The sequence below is a fragment of the Paenibacillus sp. W4I10 genome, from assembly GCF_030816325.1.
Lineage (GTDB): Bacteria > Bacillota > Bacilli > Paenibacillales > Paenibacillaceae > Paenibacillus > Paenibacillus amylolyticus_B.
Genome location: NZ_JAUSXX010000001.1, coordinates 2,394,440 through 2,414,877, shown reverse-complemented (window position 1 = coordinate 2,414,877; position 20,438 = coordinate 2,394,440). Strand labels below are relative to the sequence as shown.

Annotated in this window: 14 protein-coding genes; 11 read left to right on the top strand and 3 right to left on the bottom strand. The window is 46.1% G+C overall.

The features are described from left to right. The first annotated feature begins 134 nt into the window (after positions 1-134). The 7 genes from QF049_RS10545 to QF049_RS10515 all read left to right on the top strand — a co-directional run bounded on the left by QF049_RS10545 (position 135) and on the right by QF049_RS10515 (position 11,992). Complete coding sequence (locus QF049_RS10545) at positions 135-6,845, top strand: DUF7507 domain-containing protein (RefSeq protein ID WP_307537214.1); 6,711 nt, start codon at positions 135-137, stop codon at positions 6,843-6,845. Then, on the top strand, positions 6,842-8,533 hold the full coding sequence (locus QF049_RS10540; protein ID WP_307537212.1) for a DUF11 domain-containing protein: 1,692 nt from the start codon (positions 6,842-6,844) through the stop codon (positions 8,531-8,533). Before QF049_RS10545 ends, QF049_RS10540 begins: the two co-directional genes overlap by 4 nt. A 153-nt stretch (positions 8,534-8,686) precedes the next feature. After that, a complete protein-coding gene (locus tag QF049_RS10535) occupies positions 8,687-8,944 on the top strand; it encodes a YolD-like family protein (protein ID WP_036608707.1) in 258 nt (85 codons plus the stop codon). Between the two features lie 100 nt (positions 8,945-9,044). Beyond that, a complete protein-coding gene (locus QF049_RS10530; RefSeq protein ID WP_017688846.1) occupies positions 9,045-9,164 on the top strand; it encodes a hypothetical protein in 120 nt (39 codons plus the stop codon). A 156-nt stretch (positions 9,165-9,320) separates the two neighbouring features. Then, on the top strand, positions 9,321-9,824 hold the full coding sequence (locus QF049_RS10525) for a ferritin (protein ID WP_017688845.1): 504 nt from the start codon (positions 9,321-9,323) through the stop codon (positions 9,822-9,824). 471 nt (positions 9,825-10,295) lie between these two features. After that, positions 10,296-11,036, top strand: coding sequence for a polysaccharide deacetylase family protein (locus tag QF049_RS10520; protein ID WP_307537209.1), 741 nt, complete (start codon positions 10,296-10,298; stop codon positions 11,034-11,036). Between the two features lie 44 nt (positions 11,037-11,080). Continuing rightward, complete coding sequence (locus QF049_RS10515) at positions 11,081-11,992, top strand: hypothetical protein (RefSeq protein ID WP_307537207.1); 912 nt, start codon at positions 11,081-11,083, stop codon at positions 11,990-11,992. 188 nt (positions 11,993-12,180) lie between these two features. On the opposite strand, the gene QF049_RS10510 is transcribed toward QF049_RS10515, so the two are convergent. The 3 genes from QF049_RS10510 to desA all read right to left on the bottom strand — a co-directional run bounded on the left by QF049_RS10510 (position 12,181) and on the right by desA (position 15,071). Then, positions 12,181-12,780 carry a response regulator transcription factor gene (locus QF049_RS10510; RefSeq protein ID WP_307537205.1) on the bottom strand — a complete coding sequence of 200 codons (600 nt, stop codon included), beginning with the start codon at positions 12,778-12,780 and terminating at the stop codon, positions 12,181-12,183. Next, on the bottom strand, positions 12,777-13,925 hold the full coding sequence (locus tag QF049_RS10505; protein WP_307543183.1) for a sensor histidine kinase: 1,149 nt from the start codon (positions 13,923-13,925) through the stop codon (positions 12,777-12,779). Before QF049_RS10505 ends, QF049_RS10510 begins: the two co-directional genes overlap by 4 nt. 87 nt (positions 13,926-14,012) lie before the next feature. Then, the gene (desA, locus tag QF049_RS10500) at positions 14,013-15,071 is read right to left on the bottom strand and encodes a Delta(5) desaturase DesA (RefSeq protein ID WP_091016855.1); all 1,059 of its coding nucleotides are present in this window, start codon (positions 15,069-15,071) and stop codon (positions 14,013-14,015) included. Positions 15,072-15,450: 379 nt separating this feature from the next. On the opposite strand from desA, the gene QF049_RS10495 reads away from it, so the two are divergent. The 4 genes from QF049_RS10495 to QF049_RS10480 all read left to right on the top strand — a co-directional run bounded on the left by QF049_RS10495 (position 15,451) and on the right by QF049_RS10480 (position 20,422). Beyond that, on the top strand, positions 15,451-16,290 hold the full coding sequence (locus QF049_RS10495) for a YitT family protein (RefSeq protein WP_307537201.1): 840 nt from the start codon (positions 15,451-15,453) through the stop codon (positions 16,288-16,290). 540 nt (positions 16,291-16,830) lie between these two features. Further along, a complete protein-coding gene (locus tag QF049_RS10490; RefSeq protein WP_307537199.1) occupies positions 16,831-18,060 on the top strand; it encodes an ROK family transcriptional regulator in 1,230 nt (409 codons plus the stop codon). Between the two features lie 36 nt (positions 18,061-18,096). Beyond that, positions 18,097-19,149: an ROK family protein gene (locus tag QF049_RS10485; RefSeq protein ID WP_307537197.1), complete on the top strand. Its 1,053-nt coding sequence runs from the start codon at positions 18,097-18,099 to the stop codon at positions 19,147-19,149. Positions 19,150-19,198: 49 nt separating this feature from the next. Next, complete coding sequence (locus QF049_RS10480; RefSeq protein WP_240661826.1) at positions 19,199-20,422, top strand: MFS transporter; 1,224 nt, start codon at positions 19,199-19,201, stop codon at positions 20,420-20,422. The last annotated feature ends 16 nt before the right edge of the window (positions 20,423-20,438 follow it).

The following is a 20,438-nucleotide window of genomic DNA, read 5'->3' as shown; positions in this document are numbered from 1 at the left end:
ATGAGAACTAAGCTTACATAATATTACAGAGATAATACAAACTTTTGAAATAGAGACATACAAATTTTGAAAGGAGCGTCATAGACTCTTATAAGGCTCCGTTCCATCGGATTGTAATTCTTGCTGAAGGGGAGGTGAATTCCATTCCTCTTGTCGTTCGTTCAACCGTCAATGCTACGGGAGCAATTACGTTTACGGGCAATACACTCGGACTAAGCCGCTCCGAAACGTTAGGAGTGCCTGGTACACAGGATAGCATTGGGGCATTTTCGACTGTCAATGCGGATGTGCGTTTCGGGACGTATCCGCTGGGAACAACGAACTTGTACCAGAGTAATAGTTCCGCTGCGATCCTTGTTCTTCCTGCGGAGAGTACCATACTATATGCGGAATTAATCTGGGGCGGAAGTTATATCAATGGATCCGTCAATCTGAGTGCTGCTATCAACAATCCGGTAACGTTGATCACTCCAGCGGGTTCATTCAGCGTTACACCCGATTCGGCAACCTACAATCAGTTCGATCTTGGGAACAATGCGGCAGGATATGTACGTTCAGCCAATGTCACAACACTTGTACAAAATGGGGGAGCAGGTACATATATCACCGGAGCAGTGGTAGGGACTATTGTTATTACAAATGATTCCACGGCCAATCATGCGGGATGGACACTTGGGGTTATCTATCAGAATCCCAATCTCCCTTTTCGCAACATGTCTTTGCGTGCAGGCGGCGTACTTGTTCAATCCACTTCACCACCGGTCGTAACGACACTGACAGGATTCGCAACCCCACTCTCTGGTGTATTGGGAGGAAGAATACTGTTCAGTGCGCAGGAGGGTGATGCGAACCGGACCGGGGACCAGGCATTGTTCGGTCCAACCTCAGCAACATCGGTTGCCTTGTCCGGGCCCAATAATCTGGCTGCGAACTTTTTTGCTTCCCAAATCAACGGAGATACCGGAGCGCTTAATACTACAGGGACTTTCGGAACGCGAAACCAGACTAACGGGGCCCCAGGCACCAATATTATCGGTGGACGACAAGGCTGGGATATTACCAATGTGGATGTTTCAGCAAGACTGATCAATAACCAGTCATCTGCGGTGTTGACATTAACGACCTCGGGGGATGCCTACATTGTCAACGCCAATGCAATTCAAGTTGATATTAATGCGCCCAAGATCACATTGGCTAAGGCAACGGTCGCCGCCGGTGCAGTTGTCGGGGATAGTATTCTATATTCGGTTACCGTTACCAATGCAGGCACTGCGAGTGCGGCAAGTGTTGTTTTATCCGATTCACTTCCTGCAGGTCTTACCTTCATTCCAGGGAGTGTAACGGTCGCAGGGATACCCCGCCCAACCCTCGATGTGACCGCAGGCATTCCGCTGGGTTCGTTAACTTTATCCAGCAGTGTTGTTGTAACCTATCGAGCACTCATCGGTCAGGATGCAAGCATCCTGCAACTGGTGAATTCGGCCAATGCAGCCTTTACATTTCAAAGTGTAGCAGGGGGGCCAGTCATTACCGGAGTTATTCCGTCCAATAACTCCACCCTTACTGTTTATTCGCCAAACCTGTCCATTGTGAAATCGGCGAGTACCACCAATGCCACGGTGGGTGACCTGGTAACCTATACACTCCAAGTGAACAACGGAGGGAATGCTGCTGCCAACGTTACATTGAGGGATAACATACCAAGTGGTAGCTCATATGTAGCAGGCAGCTTTCGTCTGAATGGAAATGTGATTGCTGGCGCCAATCCGGTTACCGGCGTTAATCTGGGGAGCCTCGCGGCAGGAAGTGCCAATACCGTGACCTTTCAGGTGCTTGTAACAAGCTTGCCGACACCGCCGACTCTTGTGGATCAGGCTACGGCTTCTTATTCCTTTAATTCACCTGATGGTCGGACGATCACGGGAAACATCGCCTCGAATACCTTAACGATCCCGGTAACATTGCCCAATGTGACCACGGTAAAATCAGCATCCGTTACCGATGTTGCAGTCGGGGAGACCTTCACGTACACCGTAGTTACTACCAACAGCGGTATTCAGGTGATTAACAATGTGGTACTTACAGATGCGCTCCCTGCCGGAACAACCTTTGTTTCTGGCAGTGCAACCGTAAGGGGAACTGTCGTACCGTCTGCGAATCCGAGCAGTGGCATCTCTATTGGGACGTTGGCGGCCGGAAGTTCTGCAACGGTGACGTTTCAGGTGAATGTGCAGTCTCTGCCTGCTTCAGGTTCTTTAGTTAATCGAGCGGTAGTGTCCTATAGCTCTGGTTCGTTCACGGGCATTTCCAACTCCAATTCCATTACAACCCCTGTATACCAAGCCGTTGTCGGTATCAACAAGTCGGCAAGCCAAACCAATGCGACACTGGGGGATCAGATTACATACACACTTGCGGTCACGAACAGTGGAAACATAGCGACTCAAGTGAATGTGACCGATACGATTCCAGCGGGGCTGACGTTTGTCCCGGATTCGGTAACCTTGAATGGTACTGCACGTCCTGGAACCAGTCCATTAACCGGAATAACACTGGGCAGCCTCCTGCCGGGAGTTACGGCTACGGTGGTGTTTCGCGCTACACTCACCACACTTCCGACTCCCCCGACATTGGAGAATCAAGGGACTGCAAGTTATACGTACCAGCTTCCAAGTGGAAGGAATCTCTCAGGCAGCAGCTTATCCAATATCGTTCGTATATCTGCATCGGCTCCCAATATTTCTATTAGTAAAACAGTAAACACACCGGATGCGACAGTAGGAGATGTGCTTACGTATACCGTTGTTGCAACAAACGCTGGAATTAGTGCAGTACAAAATCTGGTGATTTCTGATGCACCATCCGGCTCTGAATTTGTCCCGGGTAGTGTCACGATTAATGGATCTGCTGTTACCAGCGCAAGCCCCGTTGCGGGAATCGCAGTGGGTACATTGAATAGCTCAAGCAGTGTAACTGTGACCTATCAGACCCGAGTGAATTCCGTTCCATCCACGGGTTTGGTTAGTAACCGGGCCAATGCAGCATTTACATCAGGCAGTTTTAACGGTGTTTCTTCTTCCATATCGGTAAATACCCCCATATTTCTGCCAGTGATTCAAGTGGTGAAGTCAGCAAGTACAACAAGTTTGACGGTAGGAGATACGTTTAATTACACCATCCAAATTAACAATACAGGTAATATAGCTGCAACGGTTACCTTGACAGATCCCATTCCAGCAGGAGCAGTATTCAGCACAAATAGTGTCATTATTAATGGCGTACCTACACCTGGGGTCAGTCCGGAGTCGGGAATCAGTCTAGGAGAGATTGCTGCGGGCTCAGGTGCAACGGTCACCTTTGTTGCGACGGTTACCAGTTTGCCAGATGCAAGGCAGTTAATTAATCAAGCGGTTGCTTCGTTTGCCTACACACTTCCAAGTGGGAGAACGATTGCCGGTCTCTCGTCATCAAACACCATCACTATTCCAGTGTCTCTGCCCAATGTTACGATTGTCAACAGTGACAATGTAGAGTACGGCGTAGTCGGGGATGTCATTCGATACACATCTGTTATTCGTAATAACGGCACAGTAGCTGTTAATAATGTGGTATATGTCAATCCTCTTCCTTCGAATACCCCATTTGTACCCGGAAGTGTCATTGTGAACGGGACTTCGTTCCCGCTCTCCAATCCGACCGCCGGCATTCCAATCGGTACGTTGGCTCCAGGAGCCGAGGTTACCGTAACTTTTGAGGTGACGATTACCATGCCGATTCCTTCGCAGATTAACAATCAGTCGACGGTCAGCTTCACATCCGGTTCATTTTCAGGGTCATCATCGTCCAATACCACTCAGACTCCGGTCATACAACCGCAGATTTCACTTGTCAAAACGGCAAATACCGTAAATGCGACCGTAGGTGATACGGTTGTATACACGGTAACGGTCAGCAACACAGGCAATCTGGAGGCAAATGTTACCGTGACAGATACCATTCCTGCTGCGACTACTTTAGTACCCAACAGTGTGGTTGTATCCGGTGTGCCACAGCCAGGAGCGACGCCAGCAGCAGGCATTCCGGTAGGTATTGTAGCAGCGGGGGCGGCGGCTGTTGTCACGTTTGCCGTTGTTGTGGATTCACTTCCATCTCCACAGCAGCTTAGCAATTTTGCTACATCATCCTTTACATTTACACCTCCAGATGGGCGGACGTTGACTGGCTCAGCCACTTCGAATACACTCACGTTCCCGGTCTCGTCACCAAACGTCGCTGTTGTCAAAAGCACAGCTTCCACTGCGGCTACGGTAGGCGATACGGTGACCTATTCCATTCTGGTGACCAACAGCGGGATTGCACCGGTGAACAATATTCAGTTTTCGGACCCGATTCCAGCCGGAGCCTCCTTTGTTACAGGGAGTGTCACAGTGAATGGGGTTGCGCAACCTGGAGCCAATCCGGCAGGTGGGGTATCTCTTGGGACATTGGGGCCCGGAACGTCCGCAACGGTCACGTTCAGTATCCGTGTCGATGTGATCCCGCCAAGTGATCAGTTGAGCAATCGCTCTACGGTCAGTTTTACCTCAGGTACATTCTCAAGCACAACCTTTTCCAATACCGTGGTCACTCCGGTGTACCAGCCTATTCTTTCAGCGCAAAAAACAGCCAGTACACAAAATGCTACCGTTGGGGATACGGTCAGCTACACGATAACCGTGAACAATCAGGGAAACTTTGGAGCCCAGATTAACCTGACAGATAACCTTCCAGCCGGAACCATCCTTGTTCCAAATAGCGTTATTGTAAACGGTCAACCGCTGCCAGCAGGAAATCCAGCAACGGGCATCCCCGCAGGCAATGTGGCTCCCGGAGCTACGACCACCATTACCTTTTCAGTGGTTGTTGATACGCTGCCAAGTCCGCAACAACTGGTGAATCAGGCTTCTGTAGCTCTATCATATACATTGCCGGATGGGCGGAACATCACGGAGTCTGTTCTATCCAATGTGTTGACCATTATCGTATCGGCACCGGATGTCGATGTCGTCAAATCCACAACTTCAACGGCGGTATCAGTTGGTGATATCGTAACGTATAGCATAGCTGTAACCAATAACGGAATTGCAACGGTGAACAATGTGGTTTTCACGGATGCAGTGCCGACAAGTACCGTTCTTGCGCCAACCGGCGTGTTTGTCGATGGTGTTCTGCGCCCTGGAGCCAATCCTTCTACGGGAATAACGCTTGGTTCCATCGCACCTGGTGTTACGGTAACCGTTGTATTTAGTGTGCAGGTTACGGCGCTCCCCGCAAGTGCAGTGTTAAACAATCAGTCCACGGTCAGCTTTACATCAGGTGTTTTCTCAGCGACCACATTCTCCAATACGGTTACAACTCCGGTCTATCAACCTATTCTTGCTGCAGTCAAAACGGGAGATCAGACGGTAGCCACAGTAGGGGATACTGTTGTGTACAGCATCGCCATTACCAATACCGGGAACTATGGGGCATCTGTCACGTTAACGGATACCATTCCGGCAGGAACAGAGCTTGTTCCAAATAGCGTTATTATTAACGGGGCTTCTGCACCAGGTGCAGATCCGGCTTCGGGTATTCCGCTTGGTGTCGTTTCCACAACAACTCTAGTTACCTTCTCCGTTGTGATTGTGACGTTACCATTGAGCCAGTCCATTATCAATCAGGCTTCTGCGACATTTTCGTATACATTACCTGATGGAAGAACACTTGGAGGCACGATTACATCCAACGCACTTAACATTCAGGTATCTGCTCCGAACGTGAGTGTAGTCAAGACGGCTTCGGTAGTCGATGCCGTGGTAGGCGACACGATTGTGTATGAAATGGTTGTGACCAATGAAGGAATTGATCCTGTAAACAATATTGTGTTAACCGATCCAATCAGTCCAGCCGTAACATTTGTTGCTGGCAGCGTCCTGGTAGATGGTGTTCCACGGGCCTTGGCAAACCCGGCGCTGGGCATAGCCCTTGGTAGTTTAGCCCCTGGAGCATCGATAGCGGTATCGTATGCAGTACGGGTCAATACACTGCCAACACCACCGGAAGTAAGCAGTCAGTCTTCCGTAAGTTTCACATCGGGTGTTTTCTCGGGAGCAGCGTATTCCAATACAGTTGTAACACCAATCTATCAGCCGATTATTGCCGTAACTAAAACAGGGAGCACCTCCAATGCAACGATTGGTGACACCATCATCTATTCTTTCACCATCAACAATAGTGGAAATCTTGCAGCCAACTTGACCTTAACGGACAATATACCGGCTGGAGCCGTACTGCTTCCCAACAGTGTTCTGATCGATGGTGTTCCACAACCAGGAGCCGACCCGGAATCAGGGATTGTGGTTGGTACGATACCGCCTGGTGGATCGGTGAACGTAACGGTTACGCTTGAAGTTACGGTGGATTCATTGCCTCAGAATCAGCAACTGATCAATCAGGCCACTGCCAACTATACATTTAGTCCGCCCGATGGCCGTGTGTTGACGGGGACCGTATCTTCCAATGTTCTGGTTATTCCGGTATCTGCACCAAATGTTGTTGTTGCCAAAAGCACAAGTGCCATTGATGCTGTTGTTGGCGATGTAATCACCTATACGGTTGTAGTAACCAATAGCGGCATTGAAGTGGTGAATAATGTGGTCATGGTTGACCCGGTACCTGTCGGTACAGTATTTGTGCCAGGAAGTGTTACGGTGGATGGTGTGCCAAGACCAACAGGGAATCCGAATACAGGCATCACGCTTGGTTCGATTGCTGCGGGTGCTTCCGTTACGGTTACATTCAGAGTAGAGGTTGTGGTGATATGAGCCAATCTTCCGGTCCGTTGTCCCACTGGCTAAAGAATCAGTCCATGGTTCGATTCAGCTCGGGTGCGACTGAACTGGAACAGGTATCCTATTCGAATACGGTTGTAACACCGTGGATCGGTCCCAGGCTTGAAGTAAGAAAAGTGTGCAATGTCACAGAGGCTGCCTTGGGGCAGTCTCTTATCTACCGTGTTGAAATTGTTAACACCGGAAATCTTACGGCCCTAGTGTACCTATTGGATCAGCTATCTGCAGAGACGGCACTGCTTCCCAACAGTGTATTGCGTGATGGTATTCCATTACCGGGAGCATCACCGGAGAGAGGATTGCCTCCAGCTGAAATCGCGCCCGGAGCCACGTTGCGATACCACTTCCAAGTTGTAATCTTGCGTTTACCTGAGGCACTGAAGCTGCTGAATCAGGCACAGGTTAACTATGAGTTTTTGACACCGGAGGGCAGAACGGTTACGGGGATGGAACAATCCAATATCGTGGAGGTCAATCTGGTCTCATCCCGGCTGGAGATCTCCTTTCAGGCGGATCACATCTATACCTTCTCAGGGGATATTGTCATGTACACCGTCATCGTGAGCAATCCGGGTTTTATTGCAGCCACGAATGCCCAAGTAACGATTTCTTTGCCACAAGGTATTGTTTTTATACCTGCGAGTGTCATCGTAGATGAAATGTTTGCGCCACAAGTAACGCCTGATACGGGCATACAACTTGGAGAGATTTTGCCCGGAAGCTCAATTCGGATACAATATCGGGTTCAGGTTATGGGGGGAAGCGATGCAAACGGAATATCAAGTGTAGCTGTACTGGCGTATATCTCGGCAGGACAGCAGGAGACGGTCTACTCCAATCAGGTTACTCTGGAAGTGATACAGCCCCAGGTCTCTGTGTTGAAAAGTGTGCTCCCGGTAACGGCCACATTGGGTGATGCCGTCCAATATAATATTACCGTCTCCAATGCAAGCAGTTATGCGGTGGATGGAACTCTCCTGGATGTACTGCCAACAGGTGTGACATTTGTCGAAGGCAGTCTGGGCTGGAATGGGGTTAAACGTCCCGGAACCAATCTTGTTAAAGGGCTTAGTCTGGGGACATTGACAGCCCGGTCGGTTCTGAATATTCAGTTCGAAGCGAAACTTCCAGATCGAGATGAATCGATGCCTGATGACTACAGGTATGTGAATCATGCTAGCCTGATGTATACATTTCGATTGCCAGATTCACGATCAGTGCAGCGGATGATTACATCGAATGAAGCTGTGGTCGAATTGAAAGCGCCGATAATTCAGGCTTATGTTCAAGTGACACCCACTTTGGTCGAGCAGGGAGGTACCGTCACATTTCAGGTACGTGTGGGGAATACGGGTAATTTGCCGGCACGTGTACAACTTGGGAACATTTTACCTGAGGGTGCCAGATGGCTTGGGCAAGCTACGGGTGAGATCCAATTGAGCTTACCAGAGTATTCCACACCACGGGTTCTGCATGTGGGCGTGATTGAGCCTGGAACGGAAAAGAACATTTCGTATGTAGCGAAGTTAGCTTCTAAGAAGACGGGGACGCTGCAAGGAGCCTTGATTGCTAGGTACACGTATGAATGGAATGGACAAAAACGGGCTGGCGAAACCCGATCGAATGAGTACAGCATCATTGTGGAGTATGGAGAAGAATAGGAGGTATCACGGTTAACGGTCACTTGCCTGAGGAATTTGTTCATTCTGGATGCCATGAGATTACACGAACGTAAATGAATGGTATACTAATTGAATATGAACTCGGCAATCAACCCGTGGAATCGGGACGTCGGAGTAGAGGAGGCAGCCACATTGGCAAAAGCAAAAGTAGCAAAAAGACCTACACGGGATGAGTTTGAACTTGAAGAGTTGGGAAACCAGCTGGTTGAAGCCTTTCGGGAACGTTCGGAAGTACTGTTGACGGTATGGGGCAAGGAAGATCAGGTGCAAGGAGTCATCGTCAAAATGGACTCCCGTACACGACTTGTGCATGTAGAGTATACCGAAGAAGAGTTCACAGCGAAGGTACCTTTTCTGGATATCATGCGAGTGCAATCTCCACGGTACTGAACGAAAAAAAACAGCTTTTGAATAATTAGGGCATCCGCCCTGTCAAAGTCGTTCTTCCTGCATAAGATATCCCATACCTGTTGCAGAGGAGGTACGGTCAATGAGCGAAGTATTAGGTGGAGAAACAAGAGGCTATGGATACGGAGGTTTCACTTCTGTAGGTGCCATTCTGGTTCTGTTCATCCTGTTGGTTATCATCTCCAAAGCGTTCTTGGTATAATTGGTTATCTCTAAAGAATGAAAGAAGCTCTGCCATCGCGGCAGAGCTTTTTTGTTCGTTCAGTCATTGGCGAATTTTGTAGGAAATCGGTGTAAGTCCTGCTTACGTTATGTTAGAATATAACCATCCCTAGAGAAAGAAAGAGGTGTTTTGATTATGAGCCAAGCGTTAACAGAATCTTTAAATGAACAGATGAATTTTGAGTTTTATTCCGCTCATGTATATCTGGCTATGGCAGCCTATTGTTCCAGCAAAAGTCTGGATGGATTTGCGAACTTCTTCATCGTGCAAGCGGAAGAAGAGCGATTCCATGGCATGAAAATATACAAATTCTTGAATGATCGTGGACAACGTGCCACACTTGCGGCTTTGCCAGAACCGAAGAATGAATATGCTTCGATGCTGGATGTATTTGAGCATGGTTATGCTCATGAACAGCAAAACACGAAAAAATTCTACAATCTGGCTGACATCGCTCTGAATGAACGTGAACATGCAACGATGTATTTCCTGAAGTGGTTCATTGATGAGCAGGTTGAAGAGGAAGCTTTGTTTGACAATATTATTCAGAAGCTGCGCCGCATTGAAAAAGACAGCAATGCCTTCTACATGCTGGATGCAGAGTTTGGCAAACGTTCGTTCACTGCTCCTGCTGAATAAATGCACGTAGGGAGTCAATAAGATTCCAGCGTAAAAACACCATTTACATACAGCATGAGGTAATGATCCTGAAAGCAATGGGGGCAATCTCCTTGCAAGGGATGATGGTTTGATGCCATATGCTGATTGAAGACAAAGAAGCCTGCACTTGTGCAGGTTTTTTTGCATGCATAGATATTTAATGATTGTATTGATTTGCTTGAATTGGAGTAAAGGTCTATCAAAATTCTGAATGTGGGTAATAGAGGATATGTCACAATTGATCTATCCTGACGGGACCTTATTTTGCACAAATCTATCAAATTCGTATTAAATTTTAGGTTTATCTGACAAAAGTGTAACTCTACCGTAGCCTTTGGAGCGAGAACAGGAGCCACTATCTTTGATAGTATTAGGATTAATCGCCAAGGGATGAAGGTAGAAAAACATGGACACCCGGGGAAATATAACACATAAGGGAGACTTTTAATTATGCTACATATTCGTAAATCTATCATGGTCACACTTGCTATTTTACTAATCATTCCACTATTATTGCCGCAGTCCGTATCTGCCAAATCAGCTGCATCCAAGGATGGTGCAAGCAAAGCAAATTCCAAAATCATATACCTGACGTTTGATGATGGGCCAACCGCTCATACGGGTCAGTTACTGGATATTCTGGATCAGTATCATGCGAAGGCAACGTTTTTCATGCTGGGTCCTCAGATGGAGAAATTTCAGAAGGCTACCAAACGAATCGTAGCTGACGGGCATGGATTGGGTCTGCATGGTGTGACTCATGTTCCAAGCAAATTCTATAAATCTGCATATAGCGGATTAAAAGAGATGCAACAGGCCAATGTAAGTCTGAATAAGGTTGCCGGAGTTAAAACAAGTCTCGTGCGGACGCCATATGGTAGTAAACCTTATCTCAAATCGGCATTCCGTAATGTACTGCTGGGCCAGGGTGGATTTCATCTATGGGATTGGAATGTGGATTCGGAAGACTGGAAATACCAGAAAGATCACCAGAAAGTCTATAACAGTGTAATGAAACAGATCCACAATGTGAAAAAGAGCGGAACAACACCAGTTGTGCTTATGCACGACCAGGAAGCAACACTGAAAGTATTACCGCAAGTATTGAAAACTTTGAAGGCAGAAGGGTATCGTTTTGAAGTATTAAGCAAAAAAGTGCAGCCGGTTAACTTCTGGAACGACAAGCGTTAATCTTTTAATTTTTTAGATTGGCTACAACGAAGGAGGTACACATCATGAAGAAACAACCATTATGGATCACCATTCCAGTAACGACGGCCGTTTTACTTGCTCTGGCAGGATGTGGCGGACCGGATTCAAATGCAGCATCATCAGAGAATAGTTCTTCACCAACGACAACAGTGGGTGAGCAGACCGAGACCGGCAGCGGTGGTGCTGATTTCTCTAATGAAAATGAAACAGGAACCAAAGAGAATACGGGCACAACAGATAATGAAGACACATCAGGATCGAAGGCAAATGACAACCAAGTTGCCACAGGTCAATCAGGTGTGAATGATGTGATCAAGCAAGTTCGGAACCAGTTGAAGATGAAGGATGCAGCGTTACCCACTTCATTCACATTGGACAAGGGTACATCTTTGGGTGCAGCAATACTGTCCAATACTGCTGATGCATTTAAGGTAAACTTCTACGCTACCACTCAGTTTGTTGCCATTAATGATCCATCTTTAACTGCATCTGACAGTAAGATTCCTGTACTGGCTACTTATGAAGTGAAGACCTATAAGGACTCGAATCAGCCAGAAATTTTCCCTGAGACGGACCTGAAAGATATTCCAGCAGATATGGCTGTGGAACTGGGACATGGCATCAAAGGCATGAGTGAAGGTGCCGCAGGCAGTCAATATCTGACTTGGCAAGAAGGTAGATGGACGTTACAGATTCGTTCGGTTTCTGAAGATGAAATGAATAATCCGGGTATTGCGAAAAAAATAGTGGAATATCTGGAATCACATACATTGCCTGTACCAAAAGATAAAGGGTATATCAAGGTGGAGTATCCAAGTGGCGGAAAGTCTGTTCATGTAACGATCTCTTGGCAGGATGGTAATAAAATTCACCAGCTTAAGACCGATCAAGTACCATTGGAAGCCCTTGGTATGGCAGTATCTGTGAAATCTTGAGCGCTACACGGATATTCTGCAATTGAATTGAATTGAATTGAGATGAATGTTGGATTGTTGAAATACACGCAAAAAGCTTGGACCAGGAGTGTTTTACCTGGGCCAAGCTTTTTATTATAAATATGTTATACGACTTGTGCAGCCGGTTTACGTGCTTACTTATGTTTTAATGGGTTAAAGCGGTACTTTCATTTGAACCACCCTTTTTCCTTGGAACGAGTGATGGCTTCAATGCGGTTACTGGCATTTAACTTGTTGAGAATAATGGAAATGTAATTCCGTACTGTGCCCGTTGTAATGAAGAGATGTCCGGCAATTTCCTTCGTGTTCTTCCCGTCTGCCATGAGGCCGAGAACAGCATTCTCCCGTTCCGTCAGGGGATTCTCTTCGACATAAGCCTCATCGACCAGGTCGGGAGCGAAGATTCGTCTGCCATTCATGACTTGGCGAATGGCTTCGGCAAGTTCTTCAATTGGACTGTCTTTGAGCAGGTATCCACGTACACCGCCTTTGAGGGCACGTTCGAAATAACCGGTCCGGGCAAAAGTGGTCAGGATAATGACCTTGCAGCTCATTCCTTTGAGTTCTTCTGCGGCTTCAAGGCCGCTTTTCACGGGCATTTCGATATCCATCAGACAGATGTCTGGTGCAAGTTCTTGTACCAGAGTGAGGGCTTCCTGGCCATTGCTGGCACGTCCGACAACTTCCATATCTTCCTCCAGATTAAGCAGGGAAGACAGGGCACCGAGCATCATGCGCTGATCTTCGGCGATTACAATCCTAATCATGATTCTGCCTCCTTTATCGGTTTGCGGACGAGCTTGGGAACATGAATAATGATGGCTGTACCCTCGATGTTTGTATTAGAACGAATATCCAGACAACCATTGACGAATTCAAGTCGTTCCTTCATTCCCAAAATTCCGGTTCCACGTCGTTCTTGTTTACGAGTTCGTTCTATACCAACGCCATTATCCTGTACAGTTAGCACATTATCGGCGGGTGTCTCTTCAATAATGATGGTGCATGCGGTTGCTTGACTGTGCTTGACTACATTGGTGACGGCTTCTTTCAAGCACATGCCGAGCACATTTTCATTCAATTGCGATGTGTCTTGCAGCTTCGGATTGCCTTCCAGCATAAATTCAATCGAAGCGGCCTTTAGAATCTGCTCTACTCGGAACAGTTCATCGACCAATTGTGTACCACGCATGGTGGTGACCATTTCCCGGACCTCTTTCAGAGCTGTGCTTGCCGTTTGTCTAAGGTCGTTCAATTCGATCTCGGCCTGATCGGGATTATTGCGGAGCAGCCGTCTCGCCAGATCGGTTTTCAGACCGATCAGAGAGAGCTTCTGTCCAAGTGTATCGTGCAGGTCACGAGCGATACGCTGGCGTTCTTCCATTTTTACGAGATCATCAAGTCGCTTGTTTGCATTCTCCAATTGGCCTTCCAAATGTTCAGTTTTGTTTTTGTTATACGTACTGATTGGGAGCAGGATGGAGGCCATTAAGCTGATGAATACAAACGGGAACTGACTCACGAGCAATGAACTCTGATTGAGAAAACCATAATTAATGGTTAGGAAGCTGGCTCCCAAGTTCACCGAGTATAGGGTGAAGAAACCGGCTTTATTTTTAATATTCCCAATAAAAAAAGCAAGAAACAATGAGAAATAGGCATAATCATAGGCAATAGTCATCGTAATGGATATGGCAATAAGTAGCCCAATCCACATGTACACCTGCCAGCCCTTGGTGATGAAGGCGAGCAGATAACAGACGAAGAAAACGAGGATGATGATGATGCCAGTTACCAACGTCCATAATTTGGAATATTGTGAAATGAAATAGAAGGGCAGGATGAAAAAGGCGAGCCACACATAAAGATTCAATCCTGTCTTTTTATAAAAATTTTGCATCCACTTTTGAATGTAATTCTCCTCCTTGCACTTGTACTCAACTTTAGCATGACTGTAGCATGACTATAGCTTGAACACAAGAAAACGAATCCGACAGAGTTAAGGCTTCTCTGTCAGACCCGCTGGATTGGTTACTCGGATAGGCGGTTGAACATACGGCTTGCGGGACAAGTTTTTGAGCTGTCTGAAGCTAATAAACTGTTTAGAATCTTCATCCCACAGACGGAAGCGCAGGGCAACCAGACTTGAACGTAGTGTAATAGTAGTTGCTTTTTGCAAAGGTGGTGTTGCGTTATGTGCTTCTTCCAAGAAATAGTTAGGTACACGTGGGCTCAAGTGATGCACATGGTGAAACCCAATATTACCACTGATCCATTGCAATAATTTTGGCAATTTGTAATAAGAACTGCCTTCAACAGCTGCTTTTACATAACTCCACTCATCTTCATGTTCAAAATACGTCTCTTCGAACTGATGTTGAACGTAGAACAGCCAGATACCAAAGAAACCGGAGAAGAAGAAGATAGGTGCCTGCACCATTACAAAAGCCTGCCATCCGACTAACCAGGACATGAATGCATAGAGCACTACGATCAATACGGTAGTCAGGTGTGTATTGATACGTTCTTTACGTCTAGCACCTTTGCGGTTAAAACGGTAAGCCAACAGAAACACATAAATGGGTCCGATACAAAACAATACAAACGGGTTACGATAAATCCGATAGAAGAGACGTCCCCAAGGAGAAGCTGCTTTATATTCGTCAACCGTCATAACCCAGATATCACCTACACCACGTTTGTCAAGATTACTGCTTGTTGCGTGATGGATAGAATGCTCGTTTTTCCACTGCTGATAGGGTGTAACTGTCAATACACCAGTAATCGTACCGAGAATATCATTGGCGCGTTTGCTCTTGAAGAATGAACCATGACAGCAGTCATGGAAAATAATAAAGGTCCGCAGTACAAATCCGGATGCCACCAAGGCAATCGGGAAGGTCAGCCAGTAGGAAACTGATAAGCTAAAGTAAGCTGCAGCCCATAACAAGAAGAGCGGGAGCAATGTATTGATTAACTGGCGGATACTTAATCTGAGATCATTTTTTTCGTAAGGGGTAACTTCTTTTTTTAAGGCCATTTCTTTTGATCTGTTCATAAAATTGTGTCCTCCTTCAATCGTTATAACTGTAATCAGCTACAACTTGGCGTTTCCCCGTAGGATTTCGATCTCTCCTAGGGAAGCTTTTTTTATTATTATAAGAGTATTAACCCTTGACAGTAAGTCATAAACGTCAGCCTTTTATAATGATGAATATCAATGATGAACCATGACATTTGTCATGGGTGTATGAAGGTATTCACTTGTATCAGTCAATAAAAGAACGTTTTTACAGATTCCTTTGCACAAATTACGCAACAATTTGTATTATGTATACAAATTTTGATGAGAGCATGGTAAAATCTATCTTTGGGTGCATGACAACTTATGATACGGTTCAATAGGTTGATTTTTGATGGATTGGGTGGAGTAGATAATGAAGAAGAGAATAACGGATATTTTATTTATTATGGCAGGTGCCTTTCTGTTTGCACTGGCGGTGAACCTGTTCGTGATCCCGAATGATTTGGCTGAAGGGGGCGTCACGGGCATTACGATTATTTTGTATTACCTGTTTGAATGGTCCCCGGGACTGATGAACTTGATCCTGAACGGTATTTTATTAATTGTGGGATATCGGTTTCTCGATAAAACGACTACAGTGTATACAATTATTGCGGTCGTATTCAACTCGTTGTTCCTTCATCTGACGGAGAGCTGGACGATTGCATCAGATGAACTCTGGATTAATACCATCTTTGGTGGATTATTTGCTGGTCTTGGTATTGGTTTGATTGTTAGAGTGGGAGGCACTACGGCAGGTACAGTGATCCTGGCCCGGCTTGCCAATAAATATCTCGATTGGAATATCAGTTACGGACTTCTGTTTTTCGATCTGATTGTAGCCTTCTCCTCATATTTCATCATTGGACCGCAAGGATTAATGTGTACCATTGTCTTGCTGTTTGTCGGAACCAAAACGATGGAGTTCATTATAGAAGGGCTCAATCCGAAAAAAGCAGTCATGATTATCTCTTCCAAACAGGATGAAATCGCGAAGCAAGTCATTGAGAAGATGGATCGCGGAGTAACCGTCCTGTCCGGTCATGGCTATTACACGAAAAATAAGAAAGAAATTCTATACATTGTGATTAGCAAGCAGGAAGTTTCTATGCTGAAGAAGATTGTACGAGCAGAAGATGAGATTGCTTTTATCACCATTCATGACGTGCGTGATGTTTTCGGTGAAGGATTTATTGAACTCTCCAAAACTTGATGAATATGTATATAAGGAAGAAAGAAGTTGCGGTGAAATATCACCGCAACTTTTTTGATAGGTTAATGGTGGTACCCGGTATTAATCTAGTTCAATAAGAAAGAACCCTTCTCCATAAGAGAAGGGCAAAAGAGTATTAATAATGTCTTCTTTTTTTGATTCCACAATATTCAACAGTGACATGACAGTGTTTTTTACACTTTGTAGGGACATATTTAACTTTGGTAACACAAGTTTTCGTAATTTTTTTGTAAAAACACTTTGGTCTTGGATGATGACATTTATGATGTTTTCTATACATATTAAAACCTCCCTGATCGTGATAAGGTATTCTATGAGCGTGGCACTGTTTCGGAAATGTATAAACGTCTATTATTGTATAATAATTCCTTTATTAGGCTTTTGTGTTACAGGTGAAGGTTGGTTCTTTCTAGTAAAAGAGTGCAATGACAAAAAGCTGTACACCTACCAAACACGATGATATATTGAATTTAATCAATTTGTTAATAAACCTAACTAACTATAAGAGGAGGCGATAACATGGCTGGTACACCGCAATTTATCCGCAATCTGAATGAAAATCTCATTATGGATGCCCTCATAACTCAGGGAACCATGTCGAGAGCGGATATCAGCCGCCAGACTGGACTTAGTAAACCAACGGTGTCTTTGGCGGTCGAACATCTGATTGACCGTAATCTGGTGATGGAAATGGGGCGAGCTGACAACGCTCAGGGTCGCAAAGCAACCCTCATTCGTTTCAATGAAAGGGCTTATTATGTCTGTGGTATAGATATCGGCGCAACACGTATTCGGATTGCATTATCCGATCTGAATGGAGAGATCATTGCCTATCGAACATATCCCATGGTTGTTCAAAAAGCTTATGAGCGAGCAGAAGCGACGATGCTGGAGCTTCTTCGAAGCCATATGAACGAATTGCTTGATGAGAATCATCTGAACTGGGATCAGATTCAGTGCATCGGGTTTGGTATACCAGGCGTAGTGCTGCCAGATTCAGGGCGTATCAATCGTATTGTGGACCCGTTAGCGGGTCTGGAAGACGCTTTCTCTCTAGAGTCGTTGTCAGGAGCTTTTCCTTGTGAAGTAATTCTGGAAAATGATGTGAACCTTGCGGCCCTTGGGGAGTATCGGAGTGGTGCAGCAGCAGAATATCCCTTGTTTGTTTTTTTCTCCATCGGTACAGGGACGGGTGCTGGCATCATGGTACATGGCCAATTGCTTCGAGGTTTAGGTGGCTTAACTGGAGAGATCGCAGAGATGCTGGTGGACGATGGCCGGCGTCTGGAGGAAGTGCTGTCCGCTGATGGTCTGATGCAACTGGCGAAAGATTATCTAGATCAGCATGATGAACTATTATTGGAGGCTGCTGATTCGGGTGCAGATATAAATGTAGATGTAGTTGCAAATGATCTTCACAGACACCTTACTCCCGAGAAGTTATTTGAAGCTGCACGCAATGGAGAAGTAGAGGCGTTAGACATTCTACAACAATACAGCCAGAAGATTGCTTCAGCTCTGCGTCAGATTAGCGTTGTGCTTGCTCCAGATCTCATTGTGCTTGGCGGAGGTGTAGGAGGAAACGGTGATGTGTTATTGCCTTTAATGAGGCAGATCATCTCTGAGCAATTCCCGGTGCAACCACAGTTAATCTGTTCCAAGCTTGGTGAGCAGGCTGTTGTCACTGGCGCGGTACAAGTAGCCATACAACAAACGATGCTGAACCTTAAGCAGGAAGGCATGGAATAAGAGATTGGATATACAACATGTGAGGAGGGAAAAGGGATGACAGAATCCGTGAAAAACGTAAGTAATAATTATCAGCCCAATCAGAATGGTACGGTTAGAGGTGATCCATCCGGCTGGATTGCAGGTATTGACATTGGAGGCACCAAAACATTAATGCTCTTGTCATCACAACAGGCTGGAAATGAAGTTCATGAACGTATCTTGCCTACTCTTGCCAGTGATCAGCCGGATGAGTTCTTCCGATGGTTATTCGCTGAATTGGAAACATTCTGCCGCGAAGTTGGATGCAGTCTGGATCAACTTAACGGTGCAGGCTTGGGATTCCCTGGTGTGATTTTGCAGGAGGAGGGAATACTGCGAAATGCTCCAGCTTTTCAGTGGCCAGAGCATGATATTCGCCCTGTGATTGCAAAGTATTATAGCGGAAATATCATGTTGGACAATGATGTGAATCTGGCCGCAATGGGAGAATATGATCAAGGGGCAGCGCAGGGACATCAACACTGTGTGATGGTCACGGTTGGAACGGGCATTGGAGCTGCTCTTATCCTGAATGGACAGCTCTACAGCGGCCAGAATGGAGCAGCAGGTGAGATTGGGCATTTCATTGCAGGAGACGAAGGGCTTCATACCGGTTACGTTGCTGATGCGGATTCCTTTGGCGTATTTGAGCAAGTGACTTCAGGTACGGGAATTACCGAACAGGCGAGGCGTTATTTTGCTGCTGGAAAGGGAAGTTCCTTATCCCTTATCATGAGTCTGGCAGGAGGGGAAGCGGAACAGATTGAAGCCAGGCATGTATTCAAAGCAGCCGAGTCGGGTGATCTTGCAGCCCTGGAAATTCTGGAACTGCCCATGCGTTATATGGCTAGAGGTCTGGCGAATATTACGGCTTTACTCAATCCTTCCATTATAGTGATCGGTGGTGGCGTGGCTGCATCCAACCCATCCTATTATCTAAATGAAGTGCGCACACGCCTCCAACGTTACAGCGTTCTGCCTACACTTTTAGCTGTAGCTGAACTGGGGAACAAAGCAGGGGCAATCGGGGCATTGGCTGCAATCAAGTCGAGTCTGACACGCACATAAAAATAGAGAATAGGCGAAGCAACTACAGAAATAAAGGATGGAGATCCGGATGAGAAGTAGACATATGAAGGCTTACACAGAGAAAACAAAAGCCGATTCCAATGATGCAAAACGTGTTTTACTCCAATTGCAGGGCCTATATCTGTTTATGGGGCTTGCCGGGGGAATGTTTAACCCGTACATTAACCCCATTTTGGTTGCACAAGGTTTTTCCAGTAAAGAAACCGGATTTATCATGGCGTTTGGCACACTTGTATCTATTATTCTTCAACCTATATGGGGAATTCTGGTAGATAAGTTTAAAAAGACACGGTTCGTACTGGTGATAAGCCTGCTTGTTCCTGCATCGTTAGCGTACTTCTACAATATTCAAGTGTACTTTATATTAATATTGATTTATACTTTATGCACTATATTCCAAGTGACTCAAATACCCGTTGCTGACTCCTATGCGGTTACCGCCGCGAGAGCAGCCAATACCTCATATGGCATGATCCGACTCTTCGGCAGCATAGGAACGGGAGTTGGTGGATTTGCCGCAGGGATGTATCTCTCCCAATTTTCCATTCACATGTTATGGCTGCCATTTCTTCTGTTTAACATTCTGAGCGCTATACTGGCAAGTACACTTCCCCGGCAGACGAGCATATCCTCGTCCTCGGTAACCTTCTCCGTAGGTTTGGCAAGATTGCTCCGAAACCGGACATTCCTTCTATTTCTAACAGGTTGTTTCCTGGTTAACCAAACGCTCACTGCGTTTAACTCCTTTTTTGTCATTTCATTTCAGATGGCTGGCGGTTCTGTGACCATGACGGGTACAGCACTGTTGCTGGCGTCAATTACCAATGTTCCATCCATGTTGGCAGCGGCATTCATACTCCGAAAATGGGGACATGAACGGACGATGCTGCTTGCGGCGGGGGCGTATATGTTACGTTGGGGAATACAATGGCTATGGCCGACGCCTGAGGTCATGATTGGCGTTCAGGTGCTGCATGGATTATCCTTTGGATTCTTCTATATTGCAGCAGTGGAATATGTGGCATCAGTTACGGGACGGGAAATGCAAGCCACGGGACAGAGTTTATTTAACATGGTGTTTGCTGGCCTGGGCGGAATCGTTGGTAATATGCTTAACGGATATTTACTCGATTCCGGCGGTCCATCACTGATGTATCTGGCTTGCACGATCAGTGCGGCATTAGGATCAGTGATTCTGTATATCGTCAGCAGGCAGGCCAAAGAACAGAGAAGAGCATACTCATTAGAATAGAGATGGAAGGAGTTGG